General features: G+C 41.5%; 23 protein-coding genes. 11 read left to right on the top strand and 12 right to left on the bottom strand.

Annotation, left to right across the window (positions count from 1 at the left end):
• Positions 1-741, top strand: a complete 741-nt coding sequence (locus tag C6Y01_RS16410; protein WP_106038511.1) for a thioesterase II family protein — start codon at positions 1-3, stop codon at positions 739-741.
• Positions 742-769: 28 nt separating this feature from the next.
• On the opposite strand, the gene C6Y01_RS16415 is transcribed toward C6Y01_RS16410, so the two are convergent.
• The 6 genes from C6Y01_RS16415 to C6Y01_RS16440 form a co-directional block, all read right to left on the bottom strand.
• Positions 770-1,309: a hypothetical protein gene (locus tag C6Y01_RS16415; RefSeq protein ID WP_034664129.1), complete on the bottom strand. Its 540-nt coding sequence runs from the start codon at positions 1,307-1,309 to the stop codon at positions 770-772.
• Between the two features lie 20 nt (positions 1,310-1,329).
• Positions 1,330-1,863, bottom strand: a complete 534-nt coding sequence (locus tag C6Y01_RS16420) for a stage II sporulation protein M (RefSeq protein ID WP_034664127.1) — start codon at positions 1,861-1,863, stop codon at positions 1,330-1,332.
• Positions 1,820-2,509 (bottom strand): ABC transporter ATP-binding protein, encoded by a 690-nt coding sequence (locus tag C6Y01_RS16425; protein WP_034664125.1) that lies wholly within the window; start codon positions 2,507-2,509, stop codon positions 1,820-1,822. Before C6Y01_RS16425 ends, C6Y01_RS16420 begins: the two co-directional genes overlap by 44 nt.
• Positions 2,510-2,517: 8 nt before the next feature.
• Entirely contained in the window at positions 2,518-3,939 is a 1,422-nt protein-coding gene (locus C6Y01_RS16430; protein WP_034664123.1) for a hypothetical protein, read from the bottom strand.
• 67 nt (positions 3,940-4,006) lie between these two features.
• The gene (locus C6Y01_RS16435; protein WP_034664121.1) at positions 4,007-4,306 is read right to left on the bottom strand and encodes a hypothetical protein; all 300 of its coding nucleotides are present in this window, start codon (positions 4,304-4,306) and stop codon (positions 4,007-4,009) included.
• Between the two features lie 372 nt (positions 4,307-4,678).
• Entirely contained in the window at positions 4,679-5,593 is a 915-nt protein-coding gene (locus C6Y01_RS16440; protein WP_034664118.1) for a DMT family transporter, read from the bottom strand.
• Positions 5,594-5,723: 130 nt separating this feature from the next.
• On the opposite strand from C6Y01_RS16440, the gene C6Y01_RS16445 reads away from it, so the two are divergent.
• A complete protein-coding gene (locus tag C6Y01_RS16445) occupies positions 5,724-7,061 on the top strand; it encodes an aminotransferase-like domain-containing protein (protein WP_106038512.1) in 1,338 nt (445 codons plus the stop codon).
• On the opposite strand, the gene C6Y01_RS16450 is transcribed toward C6Y01_RS16445, so the two are convergent.
• The 5 genes from C6Y01_RS16450 to tcyA form a co-directional block, all read right to left on the bottom strand.
• On the bottom strand, positions 7,058-7,750 hold the full coding sequence (locus tag C6Y01_RS16450; RefSeq protein ID WP_034664114.1) for a 4'-phosphopantetheinyl transferase family protein: 693 nt from the start codon (positions 7,748-7,750) through the stop codon (positions 7,058-7,060). The two genes, C6Y01_RS16445 and C6Y01_RS16450, sit on opposite strands and share 4 nt — an antisense overlap.
• A gap of 186 nt (positions 7,751-7,936) precedes the next feature.
• A complete protein-coding gene (locus tag C6Y01_RS16455) occupies positions 7,937-8,581 on the bottom strand; it encodes a YczE/YyaS/YitT family protein (RefSeq protein ID WP_034664112.1) in 645 nt (214 codons plus the stop codon).
• 144 nt (positions 8,582-8,725) lie between these two features.
• Complete coding sequence (locus C6Y01_RS16460; protein WP_106038513.1) at positions 8,726-9,469, bottom strand: amino acid ABC transporter ATP-binding protein; 744 nt, start codon at positions 9,467-9,469, stop codon at positions 8,726-8,728.
• A 12-nt stretch (positions 9,470-9,481) separates the two neighbouring features.
• Complete coding sequence (locus tag C6Y01_RS16465) at positions 9,482-10,174, bottom strand: amino acid ABC transporter permease (protein WP_034325166.1); 693 nt, start codon at positions 10,172-10,174, stop codon at positions 9,482-9,484.
• The gene (gene tcyA, locus C6Y01_RS16470; protein ID WP_106038514.1) at positions 10,161-10,976 is read right to left on the bottom strand and encodes a cystine ABC transporter substrate-binding lipoprotein TcyA; all 816 of its coding nucleotides are present in this window, start codon (positions 10,974-10,976) and stop codon (positions 10,161-10,163) included. The genes C6Y01_RS16465 and tcyA overlap by 14 nt, the downstream gene beginning before the upstream one ends.
• 325 nt (positions 10,977-11,301) lie before the next feature.
• Here tcyA and C6Y01_RS16475 point away from each other — a divergent pair, with 325 nt between their 5' ends.
• Positions 11,302-12,735, top strand: coding sequence for an amino acid permease (locus tag C6Y01_RS16475; protein WP_034664109.1), 1,434 nt, complete (start codon positions 11,302-11,304; stop codon positions 12,733-12,735).
• A gap of 45 nt (positions 12,736-12,780) precedes the next feature.
• On the opposite strand, the gene C6Y01_RS16480 is transcribed toward C6Y01_RS16475, so the two are convergent.
• Entirely contained in the window at positions 12,781-14,274 is a 1,494-nt protein-coding gene (locus C6Y01_RS16480) for a peptide MFS transporter (RefSeq protein WP_106038515.1), read from the bottom strand.
• Positions 14,275-14,536: 262 nt separating this feature from the next.
• Here C6Y01_RS16480 and C6Y01_RS16485 point away from each other — a divergent pair, with 262 nt between their 5' ends.
• From C6Y01_RS16485 to C6Y01_RS16520, 8 genes are all read left to right on the top strand, one after another.
• Positions 14,537-16,321 (top strand): right-handed parallel beta-helix repeat-containing protein, encoded by a 1,785-nt coding sequence (locus C6Y01_RS16485; protein WP_106038516.1) that lies wholly within the window; start codon positions 14,537-14,539, stop codon positions 16,319-16,321.
• 200 nt (positions 16,322-16,521) lie between these two features.
• Positions 16,522-17,847, top strand: a complete 1,326-nt coding sequence (locus tag C6Y01_RS16490) for an LLM class flavin-dependent oxidoreductase (RefSeq protein ID WP_034664103.1) — start codon at positions 16,522-16,524, stop codon at positions 17,845-17,847.
• Positions 17,848-17,864: 17 nt separating this feature from the next.
• On the top strand, positions 17,865-18,368 hold the full coding sequence (locus C6Y01_RS16495; protein ID WP_106038517.1) for a GNAT family N-acetyltransferase: 504 nt from the start codon (positions 17,865-17,867) through the stop codon (positions 18,366-18,368).
• 22 nt (positions 18,369-18,390) lie between these two features.
• Positions 18,391-19,182: an amino acid ABC transporter substrate-binding protein gene (locus C6Y01_RS16500; RefSeq protein ID WP_034664099.1), complete on the top strand. Its 792-nt coding sequence runs from the start codon at positions 18,391-18,393 to the stop codon at positions 19,180-19,182.
• A gap of 24 nt (positions 19,183-19,206) precedes the next feature.
• The gene (locus tag C6Y01_RS16505; RefSeq protein WP_060595532.1) at positions 19,207-19,881 is read left to right on the top strand and encodes an amino acid ABC transporter permease; all 675 of its coding nucleotides are present in this window, start codon (positions 19,207-19,209) and stop codon (positions 19,879-19,881) included.
• A gap of 12 nt (positions 19,882-19,893) precedes the next feature.
• Complete coding sequence (locus tag C6Y01_RS16510; protein WP_060595533.1) at positions 19,894-20,640, top strand: amino acid ABC transporter ATP-binding protein; 747 nt, start codon at positions 19,894-19,896, stop codon at positions 20,638-20,640.
• A gap of 33 nt (positions 20,641-20,673) precedes the next feature.
• On the top strand, positions 20,674-21,831 hold the full coding sequence (locus C6Y01_RS16515; RefSeq protein WP_106038518.1) for an amidohydrolase: 1,158 nt from the start codon (positions 20,674-20,676) through the stop codon (positions 21,829-21,831).
• On the top strand, positions 21,822-23,156 hold the full coding sequence (locus tag C6Y01_RS16520; RefSeq protein ID WP_106038519.1) for an MmgE/PrpD family protein: 1,335 nt from the start codon (positions 21,822-21,824) through the stop codon (positions 23,154-23,156). The genes C6Y01_RS16515 and C6Y01_RS16520 overlap by 10 nt, the downstream gene beginning before the upstream one ends.
• Positions 23,157-23,195 lie beyond the last annotated feature (39 nt).

Below are 23,195 nucleotides of genomic sequence, written 5' to 3' on the forward strand. Positions count from 1 at the left end.
ATGAATCAGTTATTTAAAACCTTTGAAAAAAAATCAGGCCTTATTCAGCTTATTTGTTTTCCTTTTGCAGGCGGTTATTCCGCCTCGTACCGCCCGCTCTTTGAACAGCTAAAAGGCTCTGCCGAAGTAACAGCAGCAGAGCCCCCAGGGCATGGAACCAATCTCATGCCGCTCGAAACGAGCATTGACCAATTGGCTGAGCTGTACAAAGAAGGGCTTACAGGCAACCTGAACCGCCCATTTATCCTGTTCGGACATTCCATGGGAGGACTTGTCGTGTATAGACTGACGCAGCTGCTAGAAAAGGAAGGGGTCTATCCTGCAGCAGTTGTGATCTCGGCCATTCAGCCGCCGCAAACAAAACGGCAGATCCTGACCCATTTATCCAATGAAGCATTTGTTCAGCATATTGCCGAAATGGGCGGGATTCCAAAGGAATTATTAGAGAACAAACCAATGATGGATTACTTTACGCCGTCCTTACGTGCAGACTACCAGGCACTGGAAACCTTCCAGCACAAAGATCAATCCGTCATCGAAACACCCGTTTATTTATTCAATGGAACACAAGATGAAAAATGCATGCAAGATGCAAACGGCTGGCTGCCATGGGCAAAGACCATCAAACGCACCAATTTCGATGGAGGCCACATGTACATCAACACACACCTCGAGCACTTCGCAGAACAGATGAGACATGTGATTGACCTTGCAGCCAAACAACAATTGATAAAGAAATAAGAAAAAACGGCCCATATTGGGTCGTTTTTTACTGAGGAAGAATACTTGAAAACGCTGATATGGCCAAAGAAAATAAGAATAATAATACGAATGGGATGTAAAATTTATAACTTCTATTTTCTTGATTTTTCACGTAGGAATAGCACCATACACTAAATGAGACTATAACAAAAATATTAATATTCCACAAAAATGGAATTGTGATCGTGTGTTCAGCATTAGGTACATTAAAGAGGTATAAAATAATGACAATCAAGTTACCTATTAAGATGAAATAGTAAGATAATACCCCTCTTTTAAATATACTTTTATAGGAATCTTTTATTCCAAAAATTATAAAGCTTAGAAAAATGATTAATGAAAAAAATAAAACTTCTACTATAGGCTTGAATACTTCTCCAATAACAGCAAGAGAAATACCTATCCACTTACTAAATTCAATTATATCTTGATTTCCTTCAAGTTGCAGCTCAAGTAGATTTTTATTTATTTCATCCATTTTTAATATAGAAAGGATAAAAGCTATAATACCAGAGAGCATACATACTAATAAAATGTGTTTTTTCATAATAACACCCTTTAACAATATCAAATTTTTATGAAATAAAATTCAATAATAGAAGCAATAAATAAAAAGAAAACCCCGGTTATGAGCTGACTGAAATAGATTTTCCCTTTTGTTTTAAAAGAGATTTTGTCTTTAGATAGTATATACCGCATAATTTGCCTTGATATATCAAATGAGACAAAATAAAAAAGAAACAACCCGACAATTTCCACCGGAGAGTGGAAAATAATATAGTATAGTGCTATGTCAATTCCGTATATATACGTATACGATATGAAAAATGCACCTAGGAAAAACCCATTTAAAAAAATAATAATACTAGATAACAAGCCTAAACTAACTATTCCAGAAACTAATATAAGAAGTGACACAAAAAGGTTATTAAAGAAAATTTCTTGATAGCTGTCAATATTTATGTTGTTTTTAAAATCAATACTATCTATAAATGTTGAAGCAAAAACACTTAAACTAAAACCTCCTAAAAAAAATATAATAAAAACTAAAAAATTTTTAAGATAATTTTTCAAAAAATTTCTTTTCGAGTTGATCTTCATGAAAAGTCACTCCTGAAGATTTTTTTTCTGAGTGAATAATAGTACCATTATCAATAAAAAGGATTTCATCGCATAAGTCTGCTGCAAATTGAATGATATGAGTGGAGAGCAAAATGATTTTGTTGGCTTCTTTGAAATTTCTTAAATGTTTCTTCATGTCAGCCATGTTTGTAGGATCCAAACCTGTAAATGGCTCATCTAATAAAATAATGTTTGGATTATGTAATATTGTTAGAATAAAGGACATTCTTTGTCTCATTCCTCTTGAAAGAGAAGAGGAACGCCGATGTGTTTGCTCTTCTAATCCATAGTTACGCAACATCTCATTGATCTGGTCATTTTCTAAAGGTTGTTCTACAAGCATAGATTGATATTTTACCAATTCAAAACAAGTTAAGTTTTCAAATAGAGTTGGATCGTCTTCCATATATCCTATAGATGAGAAATTTTGCTTGCTATGATTTATCAATATTTGGCCTTCATCAGGTTGTATTAATCCAGCTATCATTTCTAGAATAGTAGTTTTTCCAGCACCGTTTTTACCTAATAAGCCAATTATTGAACCTTCTTTGAAATGCATCTCAGAAATCATAACTTTAAAGTTAGAATCTTTATATTCTTTAGTTAGATTATGAAGTGATAACATACAATCCCTCACTCAAATAATGTTTTAAATGATTTGTAGTTTTTATTTATTGTTCTATCCCAAAATCTAATTATTAAAAATATAATAATAAGTGAACTAGTGACCATAACGATATTTGTTACAATAAAATATACTGTGCTATAGGATGAAATTACTGATAAAGCTAAAATGAAACCATAACAAATATTTAAAGTCAATTTACTAAGGGAACTAGGAACTTGATAAACAAATTCCCACTTGAAATATGGAAATACGACAGTAGAACCTACAGTGCAAATAGCTACAAGTATACAGGTGTTTACTAAAGTGATTATCACGTATACAGGCTCATCTAGTTTTATTGTGAAACTTGAAAAAATGGTGTATAAAATACAAAACAACAAATGTAGTATGATAGATAAAATAACCTTATTTTTGATTTTATTTTTAACTAAGTTAGGTAATTTTCGTTTTAAAGGGAGAATGGGACCGTCAATATCAAAAGAAACATACGGTTGTATTGCATTTGATATAAAAATCATAGGAAAAATAACACTAAAAATAAATAAAAAATCATTTTCTATATTTAATGTTTCAAGTTGGTTCGTATTAACACCATAAAGAATTAAACCAAACAGTCCCCCGGATATTGTTAATATAAATAATAATACTGACCATTGAATAGGGGGATTTCTCATGAGGAGTGTAATTTCATAAAACAATATATGATTAAATTTTCTAGATGTCCCTTTTTGTTCTTTCGCTTTTTTCTGGAAATGGAAAATTGGCACATTACGAACGTTTCTTCTCCAATAAATCACTAAAAGTATACTAATGAATGTGAAGGCTAAAATAATATATATTGAATAACTAGATAAAGAACTTTTTAATAAATTGAATTTGAATACAGTGAATACCCAAAGTGCAATGAGACCTGTAGTTATATATCCAATAGTTGATGAAATTGCGAAAAATTTGGTGTTTGAAAGTAGTAACAATACATGCAATCTAAGTAGGTAACCTAAGATGAAAGAAGTGATGGCCAGAGCTGCTAGTGTTAAAGATCCTTGAAACCCATGTATACTTAAATTTGTTAAGTAAGAACCTAGAATGAAGAATAATAATCCAACCATAATACTAAAAAACTTACTCATATCTTTACCGAAAATATATTGATCTAGCTGGAGTTTTAAAATAGCCATCTGTTTTTTATCTGAAGAGAAAAGTATCCTCATTAAACTCTTATCAATATTTACTGTGAACATTAATATAAACAACGATAAATAGATTATTGATAAATTTTTAACTAAGTAAGTAGTTAATACACCTAGTAATAGGGGAGTAATTATGTATAAGAAAGAAAAAAATACAAAAATGAGAGCATTATTACGTTGATGTCTTCTTAAATCATTGATTAACAAGATTTTTGTGTATATTAAATATTTATGCATTTACAACACTTCCATTTTAAAGGTGTAAAGAGAAGGCGTTTACACCTTCTCTATAAAAATTCATTTTTTAGAAAGCAATAGCGTATTTAACCCCATATTTTCTAGCATAACTAATTACTAGAGAGGCAATAGCACCAAGTCCAAAAGTACCTAAGACAGCAGCAATAGCACCAACTGTACCAGCAGCATTTAGAATTGCACTAATAGAAGTTAATGCCCAAGTAGGTATTTGAGGATAGTTTGCTGCTAGATTTGCAAAAGGTGTGACTGGTTCAAGAGTCAATAAAATCATAGTTGTTAAAGTTAAAGTGAAAATAAGACTCAAGCCTAGGATTGCGAACAATCTATTTTTTAAACCCATTTCCATATTTAACACCTCCCACCCTTGATTATATACCCATATTATACATAAAAAGGATTTTAGATAAATAGGTTTTTTATACTGTATTTTCCATTATAATGGAAAATTTAGATTTATTTTGATGAAATAACAGGACTGATGGCGAATTTATTCAGAAAATAACACCTCATAAACTTGTATTTTATTAATTTGATAATGATAATACTTCAGTAACTATCTATGAAGTGCGAAGTAAATAGAACCATTATGTAATTCTAACTATTTTGTTACAATATTTCTCGCTTGGATAAATAGAGGAAGGTGCATTGACCTGACAAGCAATCAACACTTCATCAGACATTAAAAAAAAGCGGTCCTCGTTTGAGAGACCGCTTTTTCTTATGAATTCCGCTTCTTCACTACATTCCCGCCAATCACTCCGCCAATAACCAGCACACCTCCGATGAGATGATACCAATCGATTGTTTCATGTAAAATGAGAACCCCAGCGGCGACCGTAATAAACGCAGATAAATTGTTAAAGATGCTGACCTTTGCCGCTTCAAGCTGAGAGAGGGCATAGTTGGATAAATATGCCGTGAGAAGTGAAGAAAGAATGCCTAAAAAGAGCATTGACCATACAAAGGATGCTTGTGTAAATGGGCTGAAAAATTGCGGCATTGTCCCGTTGACCGAATGCCGAATGAGCGCAGCGGCATTGAAGAAGACAAACCCAAAGAATGTCATCACGAAGGTGAGTTCAATCACATGGAAGCGCCGTGTAATCACCCGGGCAAATACACTATATGCACTGGAGGATAAGGCTGAAAGCAATATCAGTACATAGCCGATCATGTGTGAATGCTTTACATCAATTCCTTTCATAACAAAGAGAAGCATCACCCCGCACACAGAAAGAATGGTAAACAGCACTTGTATCCATGTCGCGCGTTCCTTTAAAAACCACGCGGCCAGCACCATCGTCAGAATGGGAATCGTTGCCTGGATAATACCAGCCTCTGACGAAGAGGTATACATCAGCCCCCATACTTGAAAAGCAAAAAACAACACAGGGTAAAGCAAGGAAAACGGTACGATGTAGAGAAGATCACGCCATTGAATAGAGAGACGGTTCTTCTTTCGTAAAAATGGATACAGCAATAGTGCGGCTGCAAAAGAAATCGTAAAGCGGTGTGCCAATAAATCGATCGGATTTGCTGATTCTAATGCAATTTTGACAAACAAAAATGAAAAACCAATAATCGTGGCGTAGCCTATCGCGGCAGCATACGCTTTCTGTTTTGAAATGTTCACAAGTTGACTCCTTACACGAGCATGCATGCTTCAGATGAATTGACCGGTTCTGTTCTTCTATCGTAATCGGATCATCTAAGGTGTACAATAAGAGAACATGATATCTGTACCGGTACAAGGAGGAAGCGGTGTGAGGAAATATGATCAGCTTATTCTCAGCTTAAAAGAGAAAATGGCGTCTGGTGAATACAGTGCTGGCATGAAGATCCCTTCCATTCGCCATTTAGCAACTCAATATGCAGTGAGTAAAAGCACTGTCATCAAAGCGCTGGCTACATTAGAACGTGAACATCTGCTGTATTCTGTAGAAAGAAGCGGCTATTATGTTGTGAAAACGAAGCAGTCGGCGGGCAAACAGGACAGCACATGGATTGATTTTGCTTCATCTGCACCTGATCCCGTCGTGTTTCCATATGTCGATTTCCAGCACTGCATCAACCAAGCCATTGATTTGTATCAAAATGACTTGTTTATTTACGGCACAGCCAACGGATTACCATCGCTGCTTCCAGTCATTTCTAAGCGATTAATGGATTATCAAGTATTTGCAAATCCAGAACAGATCGTCATGACCTCTGGTATTCAGCTGGCGTTATCCATTTTAAGCACCATTCCTTTTCCGAATGGAAAACAGACCATACTAGTCGAACAGCCTGGCTATCACCTATACCTCCAATATTTAGAGAAAAATCAACTGCCCGTGCGGGGGATTCAGCGGACGGAAAAGGGAATTGATCTTCAGGAATTGGAGCGTATCTTTCGAGAAGAGGAGATTCGTTTTTTCTATACGATGCCAAGGTTTCAAAACCCGCTTGGAACGAGCTTGTCAAAACAGGAGAAAAAAGCGATTGCAGCTCTTGCCGAGAAATATGATGTCTATATCGTTGAAGATGATTATATAGCCGATTTAGAATTCGATGCAAAAAGAGACCCGATCTATTCATACGATCAGGCGGGTAAGGTCATTTATTTAAAGAGCTTCTCCAAAATTATCTTTCCGGGACTTCGAACAGGAGCAGTCGTTTTACCTGAGGAACTGATTGGACCTTTTAGTGAACACAAACGGCTCATTGACATCGACAGCTCCATGCTGTCACAGGCAGCCTTAGAAATATATTTAAAAAGTGGGATGTTTGAACGGCATCGAGAAAGAATGCAGACAACCTATCGCAACCGATCCAAACAGCTGGTGACTTGTCTGAAAAATGATCAAATCGCTTATCAACTGGGAGAAGAGGGGCCAGCTACTCATACACATGTACGTGTCGATCGGTCGATTCCGATGAATCAGCTCATTCAGCACCTAAAAAAGGAATCTGTTTCCATTCAGTCAATCGACCGCCATTACCTGTCAACCCATCAAAAAGACCCCATTCTTCAGCTGAACATCTGGCATGTGAAAGAAGAGCAAATCACACGTGGAGTCGATTTGCTAAAGACAGCATTTCAGCAAATTGGGCGATATTAAAGGCGGGACAGCACATCTCTGCAAGAGAGTATCTCAACACTTTCAGCCGCAGCAGGCTTTCGTGTGCACACCGCCATTTGGTAGGCAGGATCGAGTGAGTATGTTTGAACAAAGCAGGGCGCTTCATGATCAGGTAATATCAACGTCGCCAGTCCATCCTCTGACAGACGGGCTGTAAAGGACGAAAGACCATAAGATAATCCCTTTCCAGTCAGCTTGATAAAGGCCTCCTTCATTGACCATAAATGAAAGAAGTAGGCTTCCTGCCGTTCTGCCGGTTGTGAAAGTAAATCCTCATACTCATCTGCTGAAAAAAATCGTTTAGCAATCGCTAGGTCAATCGGTTTGATCTCCTCAATATCAATACCTACAGGTGCATCATCTATTGCGCATACGACCCAATCACCAGAGTGAGAAAGATTAAAGTGAAAAGAAGGAATGTGCCGGACGAAAGGCTTGCCGTTGCCCTCTGTTGCAAAAACGATTTGATCAATAGGCAGATCGTACATATCATGGATCATTTGACGAACCAGCACCTCACCTAACAGGGTCCTTCTTGCATCGACCAAAAAACGAAAGCGCTCAGCCGCAGCACGCTTTGCAGGTGATACAAAAGGTTTCAGGCAATCGATTTGTTGTCGTGCACCTATTTCATCTAAGTGTAGTAATTGGATAGCAAATATCTTCATAACGAACCTCAATTTTTTACATTGATTGTAACATTGGAGAGCGCTGGGAAAAAGGGAAACAGGCCTCCTTTTCACTGAAAGCCTAAAATGACAGATGTAGGCTTATTTCATCTTATGAATATAAGAAAAATCTGTTTATTTATTTCAGCACAAGAAAAGCCATTCTTTTTGTAGAATGGCTTGTTCTTATCTGATAAGCGTTTGAACAGGTTTCTCTGCTGTTTTAGTAATAAGCAGCTGCAGGAGCCGTGTAGACTGCGGCAAGGAGAAACGAAGGACGATACCTGTAAAAATAGCAGTCAGAATCGTGCCAATGCCAATCGGTCCGCCGAGCATCCATGCAAATAAAAGCACTGTTAACTCAATGCCATTTCGAACCCACTGCACGTTCAATCCTGTTTTCGCTGAGATGAGCAGCATTAATGAATCTCTTGGCCCGGCGCCAAGATTGGCTGAGACATAAATGCCAACACCATACCCTGATACCACAACGCCTGTAATAAACACATATAAAGCGGGTAAATACCCATGTGGTGCAGGCAATACCGCATTAAAGAAATCTATAAACACGCCAATCAGCACCATGTTCAGTAATGCGCCGATCTTTGGAAATGATTTCGTAAAAACAGAAGTCAGTGTCACAATCAGTGCACCAATAATGATGGACCACTGTCCAATCGTGAGTCCAAAGTGCTGAAACAGTCCGTAGTGGAAAGCGTCCCAAGGACCAATCCCAAGAATCTTTCCTTTCACTGTCAGCGATAATCCAAAAGCTAGTACGATCAATCCAACAAAATAAAAAAACCAACGTAAAAGATGTTCCCGCTTCAAAAGCATTCCCTTCTTTCTTAAACACTCGAATTCAATCGTAACATACTCCCACGCCCCTTTAAATGGCTTTGCTCAATTGTAATCGCTTACTTTTAAAAATATGAAAAAAGGCTGCTCTCATCACGTGAGAACAGCCTTTTTTCATCATACTGGATTCAAAATCCGGTTTAAGAATTGTTTTGTTCGTTCTTCCTTCGGTCGTTTGAAGATTTCTTCCGGAGGGCCTTGTTCGACGATGACGCCGCCATCAATAAAAATCACTTCGTCTGCCACTTCTTGGGCAAACTTGATTTCATGTGTGACCACTACCATGGTCCAGCCTTCTTTCGCTAGATCCTTCATGACCTTTAAGACTTCCCCGACAAGCTCAGGGTCAAGTGCAGAGGTTGGTTCATCAAAAAGCATGAGCTCTGGCTGAATGGCAAGTGCACGGGCAATCCCGACACGCTGCTTTTGACCGCCTGACAGCTGGAATGGATACAGATCTTTTTTATCTTCAAGACCGACCTTTTGCAAGAGCTGGATGGCTTCTTTTCGAACCGTTTCCTTCGGACGGCGCTGTACTTGAACAGGACCTTCCATCACATTTTCAAGCACTGTGCGGTGTGGGAACAGGTGATAATCCTGAAACACCATTCCTGATTTCCTGCGAAGCTTCAGCAGGTCAGCTGATTTATTTTTTTTCGAAAAATCTATCGAGAAATCATCGAAGGTAAAGGAGCCGCCATTTGGTGTTTCAAGTGCATTTAAACAGCGAAGCATCGTTGTTTTTCCTGAACCTGATGGACCGAGAATGGCCACAACCTGCCCTTTGTTGATTGTAAAATCTATTGACTTTAAAATCTCATTTTCACCAAAGGATTTCTTTAGACCTTTGACTGTTAGCATGTCGTTCCCTCCTTACCTTGCGACATATCGATCAAGTCGTTTTTCAATTTGATGCTGAACGAGCGATAGAATGAAGCAGAATACCCAATAGATCAGGGCTGCTTCCATATAAATGAACAATATCTGATCCAAGTTCGCTGCAGCAATTTCCTGAGACTTACGGAAAAGCTCTGCCACGAGGATTTGGGAGGCAAGAGATGTATCCTTCACCAAACTAATGAATGAATTAGATAGCGGCGGAATCGATACACGCACAGCCTGCGGTAAAATGACGCGGACGAGTGTTTTACGATGCGTCATCCCGATCGAATAACCAGCTTCCCATTGTCCTTTTGGAACAGACAGGACGGATGCACGGATAATTTCCGACGCATATGCACCTACGTTTAATGAAAAAGCAATAATGGCACTTGGATATGGATCCAGTGTGATATTAAATGTCGGAAAGAAATAGAAAATAATAAACAATTGCACAAAAAGCGGCGTTCCGCGAACGGCCGACACATAGATGGAGAAAATCCATCTGAGGGCTTTGATTTTAGACATTCTAGCAAGAGCTGTCACAAGCGCGATAAAAATACCAATGATAAAGGCAATGATGGCGAGGGGAATTGTATAATAAATCCCCTGCATCACCATTGGCCAAAAAGATTGCTGAAGAAGATCCCAAGGAATGACGACTCCCAGGGTATTACTTTGTAACATCTTCACCAAACCATTTCTTAGAAATCTTTGCGAGTGTACCGTCTTTTTTCATTTCTTTTAATGCGCCATTCACATTGTCAACGACTTCGCCGCTGCCTTTTCTGAATGCAAAGTAAGTTTCTTGAGGATCTCCTGTTTCAAATGCAACTTTTAGGTTTTTGTTACCGCTTGTTTTCAAGTAATTCAATACAGCCAGCTTGTCATTGAACGTCAGATCAGCACGTCCTTGCTGAATCAATTGAATGGATTGTGCAAGACCTTCAACGCCTTCAATTTTAGCACCAGCATCTGTTGCTAGCTTATTGTAGTTACTCGTTAATGATTGTGCTGCTTTTTTGCCTTTTACATCAGATAGTTTCTTGATGTCGTTGTTATCTGATTTTGTCACAACAATGGCTTGAGACGTTGTGTATTTGTCAGAGAACTCATATTGATTTTCACGTCCAGTTTTACCAACTTGGTTCGCTACCACGTCAAAACGTTTTGAATTCAGTCCAGCAAACATGCTGTCCCATTGTGTTTCTTTGAATTCAGGTTTTAAGTCAAGTCGTTTTGCTACTTCTGTGATGACTTCTACATCGTAGCCAGTTAATTTATCTGTCTTTTTGTCATGGAATGTGAAAGGAGCATAAGTACCCTCTGTTCCGATCGTCAGAACACCTTTATCCTGAATGGATTTCCAAAGGTCACCTGATTCCTTAGACCCAGATTGTTTATTCGCGTTGTCGCTTGCACCAGATCCACATGCCGTGATCAATGCAACACAAGCGCCTAAAATAATGGCAAAGAACATTTTTTTCATTTTATTCCCCACTTTTCTTGTTGGTATTTACAACATATGATCTTACAGAGAAGCAACCTAAAAGTAAAGCATTTGAAACTAGCTTGAGCGAATCTCACCAACTTTATGCCCGCAACCCATTTCTTTCAAACCTCTCACGTCTATAAAGCCTCTCATCTTTTATTTGTGCGAACATTACTAAAATAAAGACTTTGAGACAGTGACCATAGAAGGAAGAATATTTATTATAAAAGATGTATAATTAGTAGGTTGTTTTGAAAATGGAATGAATCACATGGAGACATGTTTTGATAACTGAGCATCTTAGAAGAAGGAGGGCATCATTGTGGATGTTGGACAAAATCAGCCCGAACAACTGAAAAGGGCGATGACCTCCCGCCATTTATTTATGATTTCACTTGGCGGTGTCATTGGGACAGGCTTTTTCTTAGGAACGGGCTATACGATTGGACAAGCAGGGCCAGTTGGAGCCGTTCTTTCTTATATTGTGGGCGGATTGATTATGTATTTAACCATGCTCTGTCTTGGAGAGTTGTCGGTCGCACTTCCTGTGTCGGGGTCGTTTCATACGTATGCGACGAAATTTGTCAGCCCTGCAGCGGGTTTTGCTGTCGGCTGGATTTATTGGCTTGGCTGGGCGGCAACGGTCGCCCTAGAATTCTTATCAGCAGGACAGCTGATGAGGCGCTGGCTCCCGCAAGTGGATGTGTGGATTTGGTGTCTCATATTTGGACTGTGTCTTTTCTTATTAAATGCCCGATCGGCGAAAGCGTTCGGGGAGTCGGAGTTTTTCTTTTCAACCATTAAGATTATTGCGATTTTACTCTTTATAGGTGTAGGCGGAGCGGCGATGTTTGGTTTTATTGAAACAACGAGCGGAGAACCTGCCCCTTACTTCAGTCATTTTGTGAGTGATGGTTTGTTTCCAAATGGATTGCTCGCCGTTGTGGTCACGATGATCACCGTGAACTTTTCATTCCAAGGAACAGAGCTGATCGGGATTGCAGCAGGAGAAAGTGAAAACCCTGAGAAAACCGTTCCTCGTTCGATTCATCAGACTGTTTGGCGTACACTCGTCTTTTTCGTCTTATCAATCTTCGTCTTAGCGGGTATGGTGCCTTGGAAGGAAGCGAGTGTGCTGCAAAGTCCATTTGTTACTGTATTTGAGAGAACGGGAATTCCTTTTGCGGCAGACATCATGAACTTTGTCATTATCATCGCTTTATTATCTGTTGCCAACTCTGGCTTGTATGCATCGACGAGAATGCTGTATTCCTTATCGAAGGAAGGAATGGCAGGAAAAGCATTTAGACGCGTGAATCAGCGCGGTATTCCGATGAATGCCTTACTGCTCACGTTCCTGTTTACAGGGATTTCGCTATTATCCGGGTTCTTTGCAGAGAAAACAGTATTTGCCTGGATCGTGTCCATTGCCGGCATGAGTGCCCAGACTGGCTGGATCACCATTACATTATCACAGATGCTTTTCCGCAGAAGATATCTTAAAGCAGGCGGAAAGCTGGAAAACTTAAAATTTAAAACCCCTCTCTATCCGGTTCTGCCAATTATTGCGATTACACTCAACACAATCGTTTTAATCAGCCTTGCCTTTGATAAGGAACAGCGCATTGGGTTATATGTCGGCGTCCCTCTCATGATCATTGGGTATGTCGTCTATCACCGCTATGTGAAAAAGCATCAGGCGAAAAGTGAACCGCTTAAGCTGCAAATTCATGGAGATGATGAGATTCGGTTTTAAACGATGAAAAAGAAGCCAACCCAATCGGGAGGCTTCTTTTTTTATTTAATGAATGCCTTTCATTGCTTTCTTGATCACTGGTGTTAAGAGCAGCATCACACCGCATAAAACGATGGCAAGCATTCCGATGATACCGAAATAGACGGTTTCTGGCACTTTATCAAACAGTTTGACCACTTGCGCATTGATCGCCTGTGCCATCGCATTTGAAAGGAACCAAAGGCTCATCGTTTGCGCTGAGAAGGCAGCAGGTGCAAGCTTTGTTGTTGCTGACAGCCCAACTGGTGATAAGCAGAGCTCTCCGATCACGACAAGGAAGAAGCTCAGAACAAGCCATAATGGGCTCACAAGTGTATTCGAACCAGACATGTAGGCAGGAATGATCATGATGATGAAGGATAATCCTGCAAATAGAAGGCCAAGTGAGAACTTAATCGGGGTAGACGGCTGTTTCTTTCCAAGTCTAATCCACAACCAAGCAAACACAGGAGACAGCAGCACAATAAAGATTGGGTTCAATGATTGGAACCACGAAGAGGCAAGTGTCATCCCTAGGAAATTCAAGTTTGTTCGTTGATCTGCATATGTGGCTAAAATGTTTGAGCCTTGTTCTTGAATTGCCCAGAACATCACCGCAGCAAGGAACAATGGAATATAAGCGAGAACCCTGGATTGCTCCACTGAGCTCGTCTTTTTACTGAAATACATGACGATGAAATACACAATCGGAATGAGCACACCAAGCACACTGACAAACCAAGTGAATAGATTAATCGTGAGTGCGCCTGTTTGAATGCCAATGACAACAAAAACAGCGAGCACAATGATGATCAATGTTCCGAAAATTTTGAAGTTCTTGCGTTCAGCAGCTGATAACGGATTTGTCACATAAGTGCCGGCAAGACCAAGGTTCGGTTTTTTCGTGATCACAAATGTAATAAGTCCAACAAGCATCCCAACGGCAGCAAGTGAGAATCCTAGGTGGAAGTTCACTTTTTGACCGAGTGTTCCGACAATTAATGGGGAAATAAAACCACCCATGTTGATGCCCATGTAGAAAATACTAAAGCCAGAATCCCTGCGAGGGTCCGTTTTGGTATACAGGTCGCCAACAATGTTTGAAACGTTCGGCTTCAAAAGACCCGTCCCAATAATAATCAGTCCCATACTAATAAAGAGCGCTGTTGCTCCGCTTGGCAAAGCTAAAATGACATGTCCAAGCATAATGAAAACCCCGCCATAAAAGACCGTACTGGACGAACCGAATACTCGATCGGCAAGCCATCCTCCAATAATGCCTGACATATAGACAAGCGCACCGTAGACAGACATGATCGAATTGGCTGTCGTCTGATCAAAACCAAGACCGCCCTTTGTCACCTCTGTGTACATATAGTAAATAAGCAGTGCACGCATGCCGTAATAAGAGAAACGCTCCCAAAATTCAGTGAAAAACAGTGTGTAAAGTCCTTTAGGATGTCCAAAAAACCCTTTTTGAGGAACACTTTTAACAATTTTATCGTGGTCAATTGTAGACATGGCATAGATCCTTTCTTAAAAAAAGAGATATGAGAAAAATGATATTCTTGTATAGTTCTTGTGTCAATATAAAACTATTCTAAAACAGGAAAATGTTAGTTCAATAGGCGTAAAGACTCAAAAAAATGAAACATTCTTTCAAGTGGGAATGGTCAGAAAGTTATATCGAAAAATTTACTTAAAATTTGAAGAATTGTACAAGCAAACCTTTTACACATGCATAGGATGACAAGAGGACTTGTGTGAAAAGGAGGGATTTAGGTTGGGGGAATTGAATGAATCTGTTCTAAAAAAACCTGTTGTCAATGTACAAGATTTTGGTGTGATTGCGGATGGGGAAACGGACTGTACAGCGAGGCTCAATGAATGCTTAGAATGGACGAAAGCACAGGGGTATTCCCACGTCTGGCTGCCGAGCGGCACGTATGTAATCGATGCAGTGTACAGAGGTGATCGATTTTTTCCTTTCCGAGGTGCAGGCATACGGGTGCCAAGTCATATGTACATTGAGATGGCGCCGGATGCCGTGATTAAGGTAAAACCAAATGATTCGTGGGGGTATGCGGCCTTTTATATAGGAAAGGTTCAGCATGTGACCATCAGAGGCGGGCGAATCGAAGGGGATCGTCATGAGCATGTGTACAAGTCGCTTCCCCCTGAACGAAAAACCCATGAGTGGGGCTTTGGGATATGTATTGAAGGGGCCTCCCATGTGGAAGTGAATCGTGTGCAAATCAAGAATTGTACGGGAGACGGCATCATTGTAAGTCCCCACGGTTTATTATCACAAGCTGAATCGTACTCGCCTGCTTCATCTATTCATATTTCTGGCTGCCACATCACAGATTCAAGACGAAACAATATCTCGATTACAGGCTGTGATGGGGTCATTGTGGAGGACTGTCTGCTGGAGAGAGCAGGAGTAAACGGAGTCGAGCCGAGAATGGGTATTGATATTGAAGGCTACGGAGAAAACGCAGTTAATATGGAGGAACCGCTGAATATTCAAATTCGAAACAACATTGTAAGAGGTGGTGCTGCAAGTTCCATTTATAATTTCAACGGCTATGGTGTCATCATTGAAGGCAATCATACAGACAGCAGTATCTCCTATGGCTTTGCCACCGAAACAATCATTGCCAACAATTTGATCCGTGCAGTGGGAGGAGGCGTTACAAAAGCAGGAATTACGAGCTTAGGTGTCTCTCTTGGTCAAACGGAAAACAATGTGATCATTATTGGCAATATGATTGAGGGATTTGAAAAAGGGATTGATGTGAGGGGCGACAGCGTTCACATTACAGGAAATAAGATCAGTCTATTTGAAGATGCGGCTGTGTCCGTTTATATGGCGAATCGTATTCTAATAGAAGGAAATCATATTGAATCGGGGACGAATACAGGGCAAAGAAGCGCAGCGCTGCGTATCTATCAATCGGATAGCGTCGTCTTTTCAAACAATACAATCTACTCGGTGATCGATGGGGTGATGGTGAGAGGAACGAATATCCTGATCCAGCACAATCAATTCAAAGATTTCAGCAGAGGGATATGGGTGCAGGAAGGGGAAGCTGGAATCAATGGCAACCATTTTATTCAAGAAGGACACCCAGAGCTTGCGTCTTCGTATACGATCAGTATCACTGGGAATGCAAAGGCTTTCATCTGGCAGAATCGCTTTAAGCACTACCAAAATTACGCCTTATACAGCAGCACGACGGGTCCATTAGAAATTAAAGATAATTCCTTTGAAGAAACATCTTTATATGTGGTGATGTATATTAAAAATGGTTCACCGCAAATTGGAGATAACCGCTTTTATTTAAATCGTTCGTTCGGACAGCCGACGGCGATCTTTATCGATCAAGCCGCCTCAGCCCGTGTGCTGCGGAATAACATCATTAATTTATCTCCTCAAAAAGCGATTGCCGTCCGCACTATATCTTCCACTCATTCCGTGATCGCCCATAACATGCTGGAACGCAGCCAATTGGTGACACATACCACAGACCGGCTCATCGGAAATATTGAAATCGACACACCATGATGAACAGGTGAAATCCCTAATTTTGGAGGTTCAGAAGGCGGTTGACAATCCTGTAAAAAGGGCATATAGTAATAATTATTTTTCATTTTTCGCAACATTTGCCCTTTTTTTATTGATAAAACCGATTAATTCAATCAGAAAAATGTATCTTCTGAGGACTTCAGTTTGATACAGGAGGATATAGAAAGGATGAAGAACAAGTGTCACAGCCGAAAAGAAAGCTCAAGCTAGGCGTATTCATCGCAGGAACTGGACATCATGTTGCCTCTTGGAGACATCCGAACGCCGTATCAGATGCAGCCATGAACCTGGATTATTTCAAACAATTAGCGAAAAAGGCAGAGGAAGGAAAGCTAGATTTACTCTTTTTAGCTGACAGCTTATCCATTAACCAAACCTCTCATCCGAATGTATTGACGAGATTTGAACCGCTCACCCTGCTTTCGTCCATTGCTGAGTCTACTTCATCAATTGGTTTAGCAGCAACAGCATCCACTACATACAGTGAGCCTTTCCATATTGCAAGACAGTTTGCCTCCCTTGATCATTTATCAGGCGGAAGAGCGGCATGGAATGTGGTCACATCTTCTATTGAAGAAACAGCGAAAAATTTTAGCGGAGAAGAGCATTTAGCACACCATAAACGATACGAACGAGCAGAAGAGTTCGTCGAGGTCGTCAAAGGTCTGTGGGATTCTTGGGAGGAAGACGCCCTTGTCAGAAACAAGGAAACGGGAGAATTCTTTGAATCTAGTAAGCTTCATGAGCTCCAGCATAAAGGTGAGTTCTTCTCAGTACGGGGTCCTCTCAACGTATCACGCACGCCTCAAGGGCAGCCAGTGATCATTCAAGCAGGATCATCCGAGGATGGTCAAAAGCTTGCAGCGAAAACAGCTGAACTCATTTTCACTGCACAAAACGATCTCGAAAAAGCGAAGGAATTTTATCAAAGCTTGAAGGAGAAAGTAGTGGCTGCTGGCCGTGCTAGAGAGGACGTCAGCATCATGCCGGGTATCTTCCCGATCATTGCTGATACAGAGGAAGAAGCCAAAGCAAAATATGAAGAATTACAGGAGCTGATTGTTCCTGAGATTGGGCTGAGCATTCTGCAAAACTACTTAGGTGGGATTGATCTGTCTCAGTATCCTTTAGACGGACCGCTTCCAGAGATTGATCCAAGCACGTCAAATGCGGTGAAAAGCCGCTTTGATCTTGTGATGAATATGGCGAGAAAGGATAACCTGACCATTCGCCAGCTCTATCAATCGGTTGCCGGCTCTCGTGGTCATAATATTTTCATTGGCACACCAGAGCAGTTAGCAGATGTGATGGAAACATGGATCAATGAAGAAGCAGCAGACGGCTTTAACGTCATGCCGCCGCTCTTGCCAGAAGGGCTGGATGTGTTCGTAGACCGCGTCGTCCCAATCCTTCAGGAAAGAGGTCTATTCAAAACAGAATATACAGGACAAACCTTACGAGAAAATCTAGGATTAACACAGCCAAAAAATCGCTACACGACATAAGGGTGAGGTGACTAACGTTGGGATACACGTTTCGTCTGGCAACAGAAGCAGATATAGAGGCGCTGCTTGAACTGACAACAAGAGCCTATGAGCCAATTCGTGAGCTCGGCATCCAGTTTCAAGCAGCACATGCTGATTTCCCTCTCGTTCAGAAAAATGTACAAAAGAATCTTTGCTATGTGATGGAAGAAAACGGAGAACTTCTATCTACCTTGTCGCTCCGTATGCCTTGGGGAGAGCAGCCAGGACCGTTCGGCGTCCCTCACATTTGGTGGTTTGCTTCAGAGCCTTCCGCCAAAAAAGGGACAGGCTCTGTCTTGCTGGAATGGGTGGAAACTGAAGTGCTAAGGGATACCCTGAAGGTGCCATACGTATCTCTAGGTACAGCTGATAAGCATCCGTGGCTCATGGACATGTATGAGCGCAAAGGCTACGTCAGAGCAGGAGAAAAGGATTTAGGCAAGGGTCACATCACGGTTTATTTTAAAAAACAACTAAGGTCAGATATGACACAATTATAAGAAGAAAGAAGGGTTTACGAACATGAAAAACAAAAAGTGGCTAGTCGTTCTATTTGCAGCAATGATGGCAGTTTTAGCAGCTTGCGGCGGCAACAATCAGAGTGAAGGCAAAGAAAAAGTGTTAAAAGTAGGCGCCACAGGACAAAGCTATCCGTTTGCTTATAAAGACAATGGCAAGCTTGTTGGCTTCGATGTCGAAGTAACTGAAGCCATCGCAAAAAAACTCGGCTACAAACTAGACTGGCAGTTGAGTGAATTCAGCGGACTGATGGGACAGCTGACATCTGGTAAGCTGGATACAGTGTCAAACCAAGTCGCAGTCACAAATGAGCGTAAACAAACGTTTAACTTTACAGATACGTACGCTTACGCAGGAACACAAATCATCGTGAAAAAGGACAACAACGACATCAAAGGTCTTGATGATTTAAAAGGAAAAACAGTGGCGGCGGTTCTTGGCTCTAACCACGCCAAAAACCTAGAGAGCAAAGACCCGGACAAAAAAATCAATATTAAAACATATGAAACGCAAGACGGTGTATTAAATGAAGTGGCAAATGGCCGCGTAGATGCTTATGTCAACGGACGCAGTGTATTACTTGCTCAAATTGAAAAAACAGGTCTGCCGCTCAAAATCGTTGGCAACCCAATTGTGTATGAAGAAGTAGGCTACCCATTTGCCAAAGATAAAAAGCATGACAAGCTAAGAGAAGAATTTAACAAAGCGATCAAAGAATTAAGAGAAGACGGGACACTGAAGAAATTGTCTGAGAAGTATTTCAAAGACGATGTCACAGTGCCAATTAAAAAATAACGACAGCGGCGGTGAAGAGCAGACATGAACAAAATTGATTGGCAGTATATGGTGACGGTTTTTCCGACATTGATTCAATACTTGCCGATAACGATCTTCATGGCGATTGTCTCCATGGTATTTGCCATTATCATTGGTGTGGTATTCGCTCTCATTACGAAAAACCGGATACCTGTTTTATACCAATTTGCCAAGCTGTATATTTCTTTTTTCAGAGCGGTTCCAACCTTGGTTCAGCTCTTTCTCATTTATTTTGGTCTTCCGCAGCTATTCCCTGCGATGACCTCAATGGATGCCCTAACAGCGGTCATTATCGGATTAAGTATTAAAAACTCAGCATACTTAGCAGAAATTTTCAGAGCGGCCCTCAATTCTGTAGATGAAGGGCAGCTAGAGGCATGTCTATCTGTCGGCATGACAAGATGGCAGTCTTACGTCAGAATTATTTTCCCGCAGGCAGTCAGAAATGCGATTCCAGCGACGGGGAATACCTTTATCGGTCTTTTAAAAGAAACATCTCTTGCCTTTACCATTGGGGTGGCAGAAATGTTTGCACAAGGAAAGATGATTGCGTCCGCGAACTATAAATACTTTGAAACCTATTTAGCCGTAGGGATTGTGTATTGGGTGATGACCATCATTTATAGCTTCCTTCAAGACCTATTTGAACGAAAAATCAGCAAACCTTACCGGAATTAAGGAGGTGTGGACATGATCAAGCTCACCAATTTGAAGAAATCATTCGGCGATCTTGTCGTCTTAGACGGAATCAATCTCGACGTGCAAAAAGGGCAGGTTGTGGCCATTATCGGACCTTCTGGCTCCGGTAAATCCACCTTGCTGCGCTGCTTAAATTTATTAGAAATACCAGATGAAGGCATGATTGAAATTGGCGATGCGAAGCTCGATGCGTCCAAGTATACACGTAAAGAAGCCCATCATCTGCGTCAACAAACGGCCATGGTGTTTCAAAACTATAATCTATTTAAAAACAAGACAGCACTGCAAAACATCACAGAATCACTGCTTGTGACGAAAAAAATGACGAAGCAGCAGGCAAATGAGATTGGGATGAAGCTGCTGAAGCAGGTAGGATTAGAGCAAAAGGCTGACAGCTATCCAGTCACGTTATCTGGCGGACAGCAGCAGCGAATTGGAATTGCCCGTGCGTTAGCGGTTGATCCACATGCCATTTTACTCGATGAACCAACGTCAGCGCTTGATCCAGAGCTTGTCTCAGGTGTACTTCAAGTTATTAAATCCATTGCGATTCAAGAAACAACGATGATCATCGTCACACATGAAATGGCGTTTGCAAGAGAAGTGGCAGACCATGTGATTTTCATGGCGGATGGTCATATTATTGAACAGGGCACACCAACTGAGTTATTTGATGAAACGAAGAATGAACGGACAAAACGATTTATCCAAAAAGAAGCAGCGGCTGAAGAAGCATAAGCTGCTTTTTACTCTTTAGAGGGGTGAGTATCAGTGAAATCAATAGGAAATGAAGCTTTAAACAAACGTTTAATTAACATTCGCCGAGCGCTTCATGAACATCCAGAGCTGGCATTTGAAGAATATGAAACGACAAAAAAACTGCGCAGCTGGTTAGAAGAGGAAGGGATCACCGTACTCGATTTTCCAGCTCTTCAAACAGGAATCGTCTGTGAAATCAAAGGAGAACAAGAGGGACCAACGATTGCCCTGAGAGCTGATATTGATGCACTTCCGATTGAAGAAGCATCAGGCGAACCATTTTCCTCAAAGGTACCTGGGAAAATGCATGCATGCGGTCATGATTTCCATACAGCTTCTATTTTTGGAGCGGCTCTTTTATTGAAAGAGCGGAAACACGAGATCAAAGGAACGGTCCGCATTTTGTTCCAGCCGGCTGAGGAAGTCGCGCAAGGAGCGAAACACGTCATAGAGGCAGGCGTATTAGATGGAGTGGATGCGATTTTTGGTATGCACAACAAACCTGATCTGCCAGTAGGCACCATTGGTATTAGAGAAAAAGCATTAATGGCAAGTGTTGACCGATTTGAAATCGATATTAAAGGAACAGGTGGCCATGCAGGTATTCCGAATCACACGGTGGACCCGATTGCCATCAGCGGGCAGATCACAAGTGCTCTTCAGCAAATCGTCAGCCGCCGCATCAGCTCATTGCATCATGCAGTAGTCAGTATCACACGCATTCAAGGCGGTACTTCATGGAATGTGATTCCTGATCGTGTTGAGATGGAAGGAACCGTTCGGACGTTTGAGCCTGAAGTGAGAGCGATGATTCCAGATCTCATGAAACAAATCGTGAGTGGGATTGCCGAAGGATTTGGGGCAAAAGGCGAAGTGAAATGGCATCCGTATTTGCCTTCTGTGTTGAATGACGAGCGTTTGACAAAGGTGGTAGAAGAAACGGCTGGTTCGCTTCACTTAAATGTAGCGCAGGCAGAGCAGTCACCGGGCGGAGAAGATTTTGCCCTTTATCAAGAACACATTCCAGGCTTTTTCGTATGGATGGGGACAAGCGGTACCGAGGAATGGCATCACCCTGCCTTTACATTAAATGAAGAAGCACTCCCTGTTGCCGCTGCCTTCTTTTCCGAGCTTGCTGTTCAGGCATTGGAGTCACGATCATGGAACTAACAAAAAAATTGGCAGAGGCTGTGCTTGTAGCTGATCCACTTCAAGATCAGCGGGCGGTAGAAATGGCTCGAAATGGTCTGTTAGATGCTGCGGCGGCGGCGCTTGCTGCGAAAGAGGATGAAGGAATTCAAAAGCTCATGGCACTTGTGGAACAAGAAGGCGGAGCCGCTCAAATTCCTGTCATTGGACAAGGGAAGAAGGTCAGCCGTCAAGCCGCAGCCATGCTGAACGGCTACTTGATCCACGCCCTTGATTATGATGATGTGCACTCAGATGTGAGAGGACATCCCAGTGCGGTGATCATCCCAGCATTGCTTTCACAGCTGACAGACAGCAAAGGGTATGGTGATCGATTTTTAGCAGCCTACATTACAGGCGTTGAAGTGATGGCAAGGCTTGGCGAATCCATCGGCAAGGCGCATTATGAGCGGGGCTGGCATAATACCGGAACCCTCGGAGCCATTGCAGCAGTATGTGCCATTGGGTATTTAAAACAAGTCTCGCAGGAAGAGCTGGCGAAGGCAATCGGCTTTGCCGGAGCGCAATCAGCCGGAATGAGAAAGCAGTTCGGCTCTGATATGAAACCATTACAAGCCGGCTTAGCGGCTAAAACAGCCGTCTGGTCTATGGACTTAGCTTGTTCAGGTTTTGGCGGGAATGAATCGGTTCTTGATGGTACGCTTGGTTTCTTTTCTCTCTATGGAGATCAGGAGCTGGCGGAAAATCGTTTACTAGAGGAGTATGGTATAGCGTGGCGTATTGTCTCGCCGGGGCTGTGGTTCAAAGTATACCCGTTCTGCTCAGCAGCGCATCATGCAGCAGATGCGATTCTATCCTTAATGGAAGAGCATACTTTCTTATCGGATCAGGTGAAACAAGCAGAGGTCCTATTCCCGCCTGGCGGAGATGCAGCGCTTATTGAGCGGACACCTTTGACGGGCGAAGAAGGACGATTCAGTGTCGAATACGTCATCGCACTTGCCGTATTTGGACAGACGCTTACGCTGGATGCCTTTACGAAAAAAACCATTCCATCAGACATGCGCACATGGATGAAGCGGGTCAGCAGAGAATATGATCAAACGACAGAACCCCATCCAGAGGCTGTCCCAAAAGGTCGCTTTACGATTGTGAAGCTTACCTTATCTGATGGCACCACCTTTAGCAAACGAGTCGATCTTCCGCGGGGAGCACCAGGCCATGCACTATCGAAAGAAGACATCATGCAAAAATTAAACAGTGTCACAGACGCATCACATGCACAGCAGATTTTACAAGTTATTGAAGACGGAAACGATTCTTCTTATTTGCAGCTGCTGGCATGATTTAAAAAGAAGAAAAGGGCTAAAATTTATTTAGCCCTT

The sequence above is a fragment of the Bacillus sp. NMCC46 genome, assembly GCF_002998465.1.
Lineage (GTDB): Bacteria > Bacillota > Bacilli > Bacillales > Bacillaceae > Bacillus.

Bases quoted from the DNA above. Each gene is read 5' to 3' on its own strand.
- C6Y01_RS16410 (WP_106038511.1), top strand. From the start codon at position 1: ATGAATCAGTTATTTAAAACCTTTGAAAAAAAATCAGGCCTTATTCAG.
- C6Y01_RS16415 (WP_034664129.1), bottom strand. From the start codon at position 1,309: ATGAAAAAACACATTTTATTAGTATGTATGCTCTCTGGTATTATAGCT.
- C6Y01_RS16420 (WP_034664127.1), bottom strand. From the start codon at position 1,863: ATGAAGATCAACTCGAAAAGAAATTTTTTGAAAAATTATCTTAAAAAT.
- C6Y01_RS16425 (WP_034664125.1), bottom strand. From the start codon at position 2,509: ATGTTATCACTTCATAATCTAACTAAAGAATATAAAGATTCTAACTTT.
- C6Y01_RS16430 (WP_034664123.1), bottom strand. From the start codon at position 3,939: ATGCATAAATATTTAATATACACAAAAATCTTGTTAATCAATGATTTA.
- C6Y01_RS16435 (WP_034664121.1), bottom strand. From the start codon at position 4,306: ATGGAAATGGGTTTAAAAAATAGATTGTTCGCAATCCTAGGCTTGAGT.
- C6Y01_RS16450 (WP_034664114.1), bottom strand. From the start codon at position 7,750: ATGAAGATATTTGCTATCCAATTACTACACTTAGATGAAATAGGTGCA.
- C6Y01_RS16460 (WP_106038513.1), bottom strand. From the start codon at position 9,469: ATGCTAACAGTCAAAGGTCTAAAGAAATCCTTTGGTGAAAATGAGATT.
- C6Y01_RS16465 (WP_034325166.1), bottom strand. From the start codon at position 10,174: ATGTTACAAAGTAATACCCTGGGAGTCGTCATTCCTTGGGATCTTCTT.
- tcyA (WP_106038514.1), bottom strand. From the start codon at position 10,976: ATGAAAAAAATGTTCTTTGCCATTATTTTAGGCGCTTGTGTTGCATTG.
- C6Y01_RS16480 (WP_106038515.1), bottom strand. From the start codon at position 14,274: ATGTCTACAATTGACCACGATAAAATTGTTAAAAGTGTTCCTCAAAAA.
- C6Y01_RS16500 (WP_034664099.1), top strand. From the start codon at position 18,391: ATGAAAAACAAAAAGTGGCTAGTCGTTCTATTTGCAGCAATGATGGCA.
- C6Y01_RS16505 (WP_060595532.1), top strand. From the start codon at position 19,207: ATGAACAAAATTGATTGGCAGTATATGGTGACGGTTTTTCCGACATTG.
- C6Y01_RS16510 (WP_060595533.1), top strand. From the start codon at position 19,894: ATGATCAAGCTCACCAATTTGAAGAAATCATTCGGCGATCTTGTCGTC.
- C6Y01_RS16520 (WP_106038519.1), top strand. From the start codon at position 21,822: ATGGAACTAACAAAAAAATTGGCAGAGGCTGTGCTTGTAGCTGATCCA.